Source organism: Acidimicrobiia bacterium (assembly GCA_016650365.1).
In the GTDB taxonomy this organism is placed as follows: Bacteria; Actinomycetota; Acidimicrobiia; order Spongiisociales; family JAENVV01; genus JAENVV01.
The window spans coordinates 1-2,438 of the sequence record JAENVV010000044.1; the positions used below are offsets into that span (position 1 = coordinate 1).

The 2,438-nt window shown below is 61.9% G+C and carries 2 protein-coding genes; both read left to right on the forward strand.

Going from position 1 to position 2,438, the window contains the following annotated elements; all coding sequences use genetic code 11:
* Positions 1-1,786 (forward strand): carbamoyl-phosphate synthase large subunit (gene carB / locus JJE47_03010; protein MBK5266379.1); only part of this gene is annotated, 1,786 nt, incomplete at its 5' end.
* Positions 1,783-2,438, forward strand: a 656-nt coding sequence (locus JJE47_03015) for a dihydroorotate dehydrogenase (GenBank protein ID MBK5266380.1), incomplete at its 3' end; no start/stop codon positions are given. The genes carB and JJE47_03015, both read left to right, overlap by 4 nt.

The following is a 2,438-nucleotide window of genomic DNA, read 5'->3' on the forward strand; positions in this document are numbered from 1 at the left end:
CTCAGATCACCAGTTGGCGTATCTGTGGGGTCGTGACGAGGACTTCGTGCGGGAGCTTCGTCATGAGTTCGGAGTCCGACCCACGTACAAGACGGTTGATACGTGCGCAGCGGAGTTCGAAGCCCACACCCCGTATATGTACTCGACCTACGAGGAAGAAGATGAGGTTCCGCCGGCGGACAAGCCCCGGGTCGTGGTGCTTGGATCTGGGCCGAATCGGATCGGCCAAGGCATCGAGTTCGATTACTGCTGTGTTCACGCGGCATTTGCGCTCCGGGATGCCGGCTTTGAAACGGTCATGGTGAACTGCAATCCCGAGACGGTTTCGACGGACTACGACACATCTGATCGTCTCTATTTCGAACCGTTGACCGTCGAAGACGTCCTGGCGATCGTCGACGCCGAGCAACCGGAGGCGGTCATCGTCCAGTTGGGAGGCCAGACACCCCTCAACCTGGCCAGTTCTCTGGCCGCTCGTGGTGTCCCGATTGCGGGGACATCTCCCGCCTCGATCGAGCAAGCCGAGGACCGGGAGCAGTTTTCGGCGCTCTGCAAGAAGCTAGGCATACGTCAGCCGCCGCACGGGATTGCCCGATCGGCGACGGAAGCGGGCGAAGTCGTCGACCAGATCGGGTTGCCGGTTCTGGTCCGTCCCTCGTATGTGCTTGGCGGGCGGGCCATGAAGGTCGTCTACTCCTACGAGGAGTTATCCGAGTATTTGGCGGCGATGTACCAGACAAATGAGATCGGGGACGGCGCCGCCAGCAGCGGAGCCGGCTTTGACCTGTCAGAGGCACCCCTCCTGATCGACCGTTTCCTTGAGGCAGCCACTGAGGTTGATCTTGACGCCGTGTACGACGGACATGAACTCCTCGTCGGTGGAATCATGGAACACGTTGAGTCGGCTGGCGTGCACTCGGGAGACTCGGCGTGCGTCACGCCGCCGCCGACGTTGTCGGATGGAGCGATCGCCACCATCCTGCAGTACACCGAAGATCTTGCCAACGGCCTGAATGTGCGGGGTCTCATCAATATTCAATTCGCCGTGAAATCAGACGACGTGTTCCTCCTCGAGGCCAACCCGCGCGGTTCACGAACCGTTCCGTTCATCTCCAAGGCATCGGGGGTTCCGCTCGCCAAAGTTGCCACGCGGGTGATGATGGGATCGAGGATCGAAGACCTGCGAGCGGAGGGCCTTATACCGTTTGAGAGTGCCCGGCCGGAATTCTTTGCCGTCAAGGAAGCAGTGTTGCCATGGGATCGCTTCCCCGACGAAGACATCATTCTCGGTCCAGAAATGCGCGCTACCGGGGAGGTGATGGGGATCGCCGAGTCGGCCGGCCTGGCCTATGGGAAAGCTCTGTTGGCGGCCGGGATGAAACTGCCCCAATCGGGCAATGTGTTCCTGTCGCTGGCCGATCGTGACAAAGCGATCGGGCTGGCGGCTGCTCAGGCCTACACGATGCGCGGCTTTACGCTGTATTGCACGCCCGGTACAAGTCGCTATCTAAACCATCACGGGGTGCCGAATGAGGTCGTCGACAAGGTAGGGGAGTCGGAGAACGACACCCTGGCACTCATTGAGGGTCGAAAAGTCCAATTGGTCATCAATACGCCTCGGGGCAGTCGGGCCCGCACTGACGGCTGGAAGATGCGCATTGCCGCCCAGCATGCCGGGATTCCGTGCGTGACGACCGTCCAGGGAGCTTTGGCGGCTGCTCGGTCGCTCCAGGAGGGCCCAGATGCCCTGCTGCGGGTTCGTAGCCTTCAGGACTGGCACCGGTGAGCAAGCCCTCTCTCGCCACCAGCCTCGGCTCCCTGGCGTTGCCCACCCCCCTCGTTGCCGCCTCCGGGACGATCGGTTCGGTGGTTGAATTTGCCGCGGTTACCGATCTGACCGCCTATGGGTGTGCGACCGCCAAGTCGGTGTCGGCTGTTCCATGGCCGGGTCGGGCCGCTCCGCGGGTTGCCCCGACAGAGGCAGGAATGTTGAACGCCATCGGGATCCAGAATCCCGGCATCGACGCCTGGCTTGCAGAGATCGGTCCTCGTCTTGTGGGCCTCGGCGTTGGGGTCATCGGTTCGGCGGTCGGCTACACCATCGAAGAGTATGTGACCGTGGCAACCGCCATGGCTTCGGCAGACATTGTTGCCATCGAGGTCAATCTTTCCTGCCCCAACCTGGAAGGGAAAGGCATGTTTGCGTTAGATCCGATCGCCACGGCAGCGGTGATCGGGGCCGTACGAAAGGCCGTGACTGTCCCGGTTGGCGCTAAACTGAGTCCCAACGCCATCGATGTTGGCGAAATCGCCGTGGCGGCCGCCGAGTCCGGCGCCGATTGGGTTACGGTCGCAAACACGGTCTGGGGGGCGGCTATCGACATCGAAACCAGGGCACCGAAGCTATCGGCCGGGATAGGCGGGTATTCGGGCGTTGC